The organism is Halorubrum tibetense (genome assembly GCF_042661865.1).
Classification (GTDB): domain Archaea; phylum Halobacteriota; class Halobacteria; order Halobacteriales; family Haloferacaceae; genus Halorubrum; species Halorubrum tibetense.
The window spans coordinates 1-7,218 of the sequence record NZ_JBHSWW010000114.1; the positions used below are offsets into that span (position 1 = coordinate 1).

Genomic DNA, 7,218 nt, shown 5'->3' on the forward strand with positions numbered 1-7,218 from the left:
GTCGCGACGCGCCGCCGAGCGGAGGGGTCGTCGAACGCCGCACCCCCGGGCCAGCTACCCTTCGACGCGCCGAGTCGGGCCCCCATCGAGTTCGCCTGCCCGGTCAACGAGAACGGGCCCGTTCCCGGGCCGAGATTCCCGGTGGCGAGACAGAGATCGATGAGCGCGCGTGCGGCTGCCGTCCCCTGAACCGACTGGTTGATCCCCATCCCCCAGTAGACGAGGGTAGGGTGGGTCAGGGCGTCCGCGATGTGCGCGACCGATTCGGGATCGACGCCCGCCGTCTCGGCCGCCGTTCTCGGGTCCGGGAGTCGGTCGCGAAGCGCCGCGAAACCGGCCGTGTGCGCCTCGACGAAGTCGTCTGCCACGTCACCGCGCGCGACGACCGTGGCGAGGACGGCCCGAGCGAGCGCGACGTCAGCGTCCGGGTCGAGTTGGACGAGACGGTCGGCGGCGTCTGCCGTCCGGGTCCGCACCGGGTCGACGACGATCAGCTCGCTTCCGTCGTCCGCGGCGCTCTCACGGATCCACGAGAAGAGGACTGGATGGGCGACGGCGGGGTTCGCACCCCAAACCACGTGCGTGTTCGCCCGGGGAACATCGGCGTAGGTGGGCGGCGGAGCGTCCGCCCCGAACGCGTCGCGGTAAGCCGTCACCGCCGACGCCATACACAGCGTCGTGTTGGCGTCGTAGTTGCGGGTCCCGATCGCGCCGCGGGCGGTCTTGCCCAGCAGATACGCCGCCTCGGTCGTCGTCTGTCCGGAGCCGAACACGCCGATCCGGTCCGGCTTCGTATCGAGCCGTGGACGGAACCGAGCCGCGACGGCGTCGAGGGCGACCTCCCACGGGACTGGGGTCAGGTCGCCGTTCCGACGGATCAGCGGACGACGTAACCGGTCGGCACCCGATCGAGACCCGGCGGTCTCCTCGATCCCGCGTCGACAAGCGCGCCCGCGACTGACGGGGTGTTCGGGGTCGCCGGTCACGCGGATCGAAGGGGACGTTTCGCGGAGGTCGTCGGTGGACACGGCGGTCGTTCGGAGCCCGCACCCGACCGCACAGCGGGCACAAGTCGTCCGTGTGGGCACCCCGTCCCCGGTTCCGTCCGACATCGTGTGTGGGTACTGTCGGTGTGTGATTGAACCTGTCGGCGGCAGGCGGACGGACAGTGGGCAGACGGGCAGCGAACGAACGGCGACCACCCACTGGACTCCCAGCTGGTGAGAATCCGACGGGGGGCTAAGCACCCGAAAGCCGTTCGGATCGGTGATGTCGGAGCAGGGCGAACCGACGGGAGAACTGGCTCCACGACGGACGGTCACCGACGGCGGGGAGACCCGATGAAGGGGAAATGGAAGAACCTCGTGTTGGCGACCGCGATGTTCAACCTCGGGTTCGTGATCTGGTTCTCGTTCGCACCGTTCACCGGAGCCATCGCCGAGGAGTTCGCGCTCTCGACTGAGGACCTCGGAATCGTCGCCAGCGCGGCGGTGGTCGCGGTTCCGCTCGGCCGGATCGTCGTCGGACCGCTCACGGACCGGTACGGCGCGCCCGTCGTCGCCTGTGTGACGATGTGTACGGTCGGCGTCTTCGCCGTCGTGAGCGCGTTCGCGTGGAGCTACGAGGTGTTCATCGCCTCGCGTGTCGTCGCTTCGCTCGCCGGTGTGACGTTCGTCATCGGGATCCAACACGTCTCGGAGTGGTTCGAGGCCGACGAGCTCGGGACCGCCGAAGGGATCTACGCCGGGATCGGCAACGCGGGAGCAGGGATCGGGGCGTACTTCACCCTCCCACGAGTGTTCGACGAGGGCTGGTCCGGGCCGATCTTCGCGTCGAACTGGCGGGCGGCGTTCTTTTATACGGGCGTCCTCGCCGTCGTCGTCGGGGTGGCGTACCTCCGTTTCGCGGAGCCGGCCCGGTCGGCGGAGAAACGCGCTGCGACTCGGGAGAGCGCCGGGTTCGACGGGTTCCTGTTCGTCGCCACCCGGTACGGCGCGATCGTGCTGTCGGCGGCGTACGTGATGACGTTCGGGCTGGAGCTCGCCATGAACGGGTGGCTCGGAACGTACTACCGGGAGGCGTTCGACGAGGGCGACCTCGTGATCGCGGCGACGTTCGCCGCCACGTTCTCGATCGCGGCGGGGCTCCTGCGTCCGATCGGTGGGTATGTGAGCGACCTCGTCGCCCGCAGAGAGCTGACGCTACTTCCGGTGTTCGCCGGCCGGTATCGCGAGCAGTGGACCTTCCTCACGCTCGTGTTCGTCGTCGTTTCGATGGGCGGAATGACGCTGGCCGGGCTGACAGGGGAGATCCGTCTCGCCGTGGTGGCCGCGTTCCTCGTGGGGACAGCCTGTGCGTTCTCCGAGGGCGCGATCTTCGCACAGGTGCCGGCGATGTTCCCGGACAGCTCGGGCAGCGTCGCGGGGGTCGTCGGCGGGGTCGGAACCGTCGGCGGCGTGGTGTACCCGTTGGTCTTCGCCGCACCGTTCCTCCCGAACCTCCATATCGGGTACGCGATCACCGCGCTCACGATGGTCCCGATCCTCGTCGCTGCCGCGTGGGCGTTTCGGCCGGAGGTCGCGGCCCGCGCGAACGAGCGCGGCGTCCTCGTTGGGGGCGATAGAAACCCCGCAGTACCGGCCGACGACGACTGACGGTCCGCTGTCCCGGTAGCCCGGATCCGCTCCGTGGCTGGGATCCGCGCCGGGTCCCGAAACCCACCGTGCCGACCGCGGGCTTTATATCCGCATAGATAATATTGTGTCTTATGTGGAATACTGCCTCCCGCCGTGCGGTGGCTTTCACGGGGGCGTGGCGATGACCGGGAAGTCCGCGGTGTTGGCGACCGATCTCTCGACGGCGAGCGAGACGATGGTCGAGTCCGAGACTGGGTTGAACTGTCTCAGCCGGATCGGGGTCGAGCGGATCCACCTCGTCACTGTCGTCCCGTCGAACGTCCACTCGGGGATGCCCGGGATCGACTTCGAGAAGCGGCGGAAACGCGCGCTTCGGCGGTATCGATCGACGATAGCGGACGCGGGCTTCGCGGTCGAGACCCACGTGGTCCGCGGAACCCCGCATCGCCGGATCAATGGCATCGCCGGGACGGTCGGTGCCGACCTGATCCTCGTGGGCTCGCGGGGAAAGAGCCCGCTCGAGAACCGTGTGATCGGGTCGACGGCGCGGAACCTCGCCCGGACGACGGTCGTCCCACTGTTGGTCGACCGGATCGAGCGCGGCGTCGACGATCCGAACACGATCCGCCGACACCTGTTCGAGCGGACGCTGTTCGCCACCGACTTCTCCGAGAACGCCGAGCGCGCCTTCGAGACGTTCGAGTACCTCCGCCACGCCACGCGGGAGGTAACGTTGACACACGTCCGCTCACCGAAGGACGACACCGGCGACGTCGCCGACGTCGAGTCCCGGATGGAACCACTGATCGAGCGGCTCGACGAGTGGGGACTCGACGCGCGGATCGACATCAGGCGGGGTGACCCTGCCCAAGAGATCCTCGCGGCCGAGCGTGAACACGACCCGAGCACCGTACTCATCGGCTCACGCGGTCGAAGCCGGCTTCGGCGACTGCTCCTCGGTAACGTCTCCGAAGACGTGGTCGCCAACGCGACGGGAAACGTGTTCCTCGTCCCCCCGCCGCGGTCGGTCTGACACTCGGCGACTGCCTGGACGGTGGCCGTTCGACCGGGGTCAACCCGGAGGAGCGGAAGTAACCCGATCGACGAACGTCCGGGCGGGGACGTCGTATCCGGCGGAATTGTGTATACTATACACAAGCCTTTTATTAGCAGGTCTCGTACATACGAGTCATACTATGCCCGATTCATTGGCCGAACAGCTCCGAAGCGACATGGAGTGTGAGGGATTGCTCGAATGCTTCCACGGGCTCAAGCCGCTCGACAGGGAGTGTTTTCAGGTGCTCGTCGAGAGCGACGAACCCCTGACGATAGACGAGATCGGTGAGGCGGTCGACCGGGAACGATCGACCGCGTACCGAGCCGTACAGCGACTCCTCCAGACCGGATTCATCAACAAAGAGCAGATCAACTACGATCAGGGGGGCTACTACCACGTGTATCAGCCGACCGATCCCGAGAAGATATCCGGGGAGATGCAGCGGATGTTGAACGACTGGTACGCGAAGATGGGACAGCTGATCCAGGAGTTCGAGGACAAGTACGAAGGGGTCGACGCCACTGAGTCGGCCGCCGCATCGAGCTGAGGTCGGCCGCCGCATCGAGCTGAGGTCGGCCGCACCGTCTCGTCCGGCGGCCCGGGTCGTCGTCGACGAGTCGGTTATGGTTTCTCCCCGCCGTTCCGGCCGCTTATCGCCGGCGGAGCATGTACGTCACGTAGCCGACGGCAAGGAGTAGCCCGCCGAACAGCAGGGTTCCGACCACTGCCGGGGTGGCGACAACGAGCTCCCCGAGCGGGTCAGTGACCGCGATTACGGTGGCGGACAGCAGGACGGCGATGAGGATCGCGACCGCGCCGAACGCCTTGAACGCCGAATCGAGACGTTGATGCGATGGTCCGGGCTGATGGCTCATACACCTCCGTATACGGTGAACGTATTAATGACCAGACGCGGATTCCCATCGTCGTGGAACGGCGGTGTATGTCATGTGAGTAGCTTCCAAGAGTCACATGACTAACGACGACGGGACCAGGGTCGCTGATCGGCGTCGTCGCGCGACGGAACGCGATCGAGCCCGTCCGATACGTGGCGTATCTCTCTGAATCGGTGACGAAAGCGGGGCACTCATGAGCAATGGCCGACCGGGGAGGTACGACTGATAACTTATGGAGACGTTATCTATCGTGTCTCGTCCCTCACGCGGATATAGTATTGTGCACTAGACCCAAAACCGTTATATCAACCCGTCGGCTACGGTGAGGTACATGACTACTATCGATCGGGTGATCCGCCGTGAGACGGAGCGCATCGCTGGTGGTATCCGATGACCGGAACCGAGATCCTCGTCGGTGCGTCGCCGTCGATACAGGCGCTCGCAGTGATCGCGATAGTGCTCCTCGAAGCGATAGTGCTCTACGTCGGGTACGGAACCATCGAGGAAGCCGTCGGACCGGCCGTCCTCGACAGCCTCGTGAAGCGATAGATGATCGAATCGATCCTCGCGTTCGAGCTGCTCGGACTCGGGACGGATCTGATCGTCCTGTTCGTCGCGTTCGGGTTCATGGTCGGCGTGTTCTTCGGCTTCTTCGGGATGGGTGGGTCGTTTCTCGTCACTCCCGCGCTGTTGATCCTCGGCTATTCGGCACCGGTGGCGATCGGGAGCTCGATGGCGTTCGTCTTCGGGACGGCGGTGATCGCGACGATGAAACACCACGACGCCGGCCAAGTCGACTATCGACTCGGCGCGCTGATGTTCGTCGGAATCACCGTCGGGATCGAGCTCGGGAGCCGACTCGTGTTCGGTCTGGAGGTGTTGGGGATCGCGAACGTCGTCGTCGGCGTCGCGTACGTCGTTCTGCTGGCCGCCATCGGCGTGCTGTTCACGCGGAGCGCGCTGAACCAGGGTGACGACGACGGGGACACGGACGACGACGGGGACACGGACGACGAGGTCCCGGCGATCGCCCGGAAGATCCAGTCGTACAACCTCCCTCCGATGATGACGCTCGCCGACGGGAGCAAGGCCTCGCTGTGGACGATCTCCGGAGTTGGGGGCGGGGTGGGCCTCGTCTCCGGGTTCCTCGGTGTCGGCGGCGGATTCGTCCGGATGCCGGCGATCTACTACGTGATCGGGACCTCGCTGGCGGCCGCGGTCGGGACGAGCCTCTTCGGCGGACTGATGTCGGGCGCGGTCGGCGCGTTCACCTACGGCCGAGCCGGGGTCATCGACCTCGGGATCGTCACCGCGCTTCTGATCGGGAGCTCGCTCGGCGCGCGGATCGGGTCGAGCGCGACCGCGTACGTGAACGAGGACGACGTGACGATCTACTTCGGGATCATGCTGCTCGTCGCCAGTCTCGCCGTGGGATTGGGTGAGCTCTCGGAGTGGCTCGCGATGCCGGTACTCGATCGGGCGAGCTTCGTGCTGCTCATCGGCTCCGCGCTGTTCGTCTGTGCGACTATCCTGTACCACGGCGCGCTCGCGGTGCGCCGAACGCGCAGCGTCTCGGCCTGAGCGGACCGCCATCGATGCGGGGCCGGGACCGCACACGTTAGTATTGTACATAACTTCCAAAACCGTTATCACGGTCGGGGGCGTACGTACGGGTGATGACGCAGACAACCGAAGCCGTTCCGACCGAACCGATAGCCCTCGACGACGACGACGCGTTCGACGGCCACGTCGCCGACTACGACGTCGTCCTCGTCGACTTCTACGCCGACTGGTGTGGCCCCTGTCAAATGATGGAACCGTCGATCGAGTCGGTGGCGGCCGAGACTGACGCGGCGGTACTCAAGGTGGACGTGGACCGGTTCCAAGCGCTCGCCAGCGAGTATGGCGTCCAGGGGATCCCCACGCTACTCGTGTTCGCGGACGGCGAGCTCGTGAACCGCATGGTCGGCGCACAGACGGAAGAGACGCTCCGGAGTGCCGTCGAGACGCAGCTCGACTGAGATGACGCCGCGCGAGCTGCGCGCGGACATTCCCGCACTTGGCGAGGGGACGGCGTACCTCAACTACGGCGCACACGGGCCGAGCCCGGAGTACGTCGTCGAGGCCGCTGGCGAGTTCATCGCCGATCACGAGTACGGTGCCGCCGAGACGGACCCGTACAGCCACGCGTTCGGCACCTACGATGCCGTCCGCGAGCGGATCGCGGCGTTCGTCGGGGCGGAGCCCGCCGAGATCGCGCTCACCGAGAGCACGACCGACGGGATCGGGCGGATCGCGGCCGCGATCGACTGGGAGCCCGGCGACGTCGTCGTACGGACCGACCTCGAACACCCTGCGGGCGTGCTGCCCTGGAAGCAGCTGGAGTCGGCAGGCGTCGAGGTCCGCGTCGTCGAAACCGACGCCGGGCGTGTCGACACCGACGCGTTCGCCGAGGCAGTTGCGGACGCCAGACTCGTCTGTTTCAGCGCGATCACCTGGACGCACGGGACGCGGCTCCCCGTGGCCGAGCTCGTCGATATCGCGAACGACGCCGGGGCGTTCACCCTCGTCGACGCCGTCCAGTCGCCCGGGCAGGTCGACGTCGACGTGAACCGGTGGGGCGCGGACG

At 66.6% G+C, this 7,218-nt stretch carries 9 protein-coding genes; 7 read left to right on the plus strand and 2 right to left on the minus strand.

All coding sequences use genetic code 11. The annotated features are described in order from the left end of the window. On the minus strand, window positions 1-1,112 hold a 1,112-nt coding region (locus ACFQEU_RS08830), incomplete at its 3' end, for a molybdopterin-dependent oxidoreductase (RefSeq protein WP_379781291.1). A 228-nt stretch (window positions 1,113-1,340) separates the two neighbouring features. Here ACFQEU_RS08830 and ACFQEU_RS08835 point away from each other — a divergent pair. The 3 genes from ACFQEU_RS08835 to ACFQEU_RS08845 all read left to right on the plus strand — a co-directional run bounded on the left by ACFQEU_RS08835 (window position 1,341) and on the right by ACFQEU_RS08845 (window position 4,240). Next, window positions 1,341-2,654, plus strand: a complete 1,314-nt coding sequence (locus ACFQEU_RS08835) for an MFS transporter (RefSeq protein ID WP_379781293.1) — start codon at window positions 1,341-1,343, stop codon at window positions 2,652-2,654. A 163-nt stretch (window positions 2,655-2,817) separates the two neighbouring features. Further along, window positions 2,818-3,669: a universal stress protein gene (locus ACFQEU_RS08840; protein ID WP_379781295.1), complete on the plus strand. Its 852-nt coding sequence runs from the start codon at window positions 2,818-2,820 to the stop codon at window positions 3,667-3,669. 163 nt (window positions 3,670-3,832) lie between these two features. Further along, a complete protein-coding gene (locus ACFQEU_RS08845; RefSeq protein WP_379781297.1) occupies window positions 3,833-4,240 on the plus strand; it encodes a helix-turn-helix domain-containing protein in 408 nt (135 codons plus the stop codon). Window positions 4,241-4,343: 103 nt separating this feature from the next. On the opposite strand, the gene ACFQEU_RS08850 is transcribed toward ACFQEU_RS08845, so the two are convergent. Beyond that, on the minus strand, window positions 4,344-4,568 hold the full coding sequence (locus tag ACFQEU_RS08850; protein WP_379781299.1) for a hypothetical protein: 225 nt from the start codon (window positions 4,566-4,568) through the stop codon (window positions 4,344-4,346). A gap of 411 nt (window positions 4,569-4,979) precedes the next feature. On the opposite strand from ACFQEU_RS08850, the gene ACFQEU_RS08855 reads away from it, so the two are divergent. The 4 genes from ACFQEU_RS08855 to ACFQEU_RS08870 form a co-directional block, all read left to right on the plus strand. Then, window positions 4,980-5,138, plus strand: a complete 159-nt coding sequence (locus tag ACFQEU_RS08855) for a DUF7512 family protein (RefSeq protein ID WP_379781301.1) — start codon at window positions 4,980-4,982, stop codon at window positions 5,136-5,138. Beyond that, complete coding sequence (locus tag ACFQEU_RS08860) at window positions 5,139-6,170, plus strand: TSUP family transporter (protein ID WP_379781303.1); 1,032 nt, start codon at window positions 5,139-5,141, stop codon at window positions 6,168-6,170. 95 nt (window positions 6,171-6,265) lie between these two features. Then, entirely contained in the window at window positions 6,266-6,610 is a 345-nt protein-coding gene (trxA, locus tag ACFQEU_RS08865) for a thioredoxin (protein ID WP_379781305.1), read from the plus strand. 1 nt (window position 6,611) lies between these two features. After that, window positions 6,612-7,218, plus strand: a 607-nt coding sequence (locus ACFQEU_RS08870; RefSeq protein ID WP_379781308.1) for an aminotransferase class V-fold PLP-dependent enzyme, incomplete at its 3' end; no start/stop codon positions are given.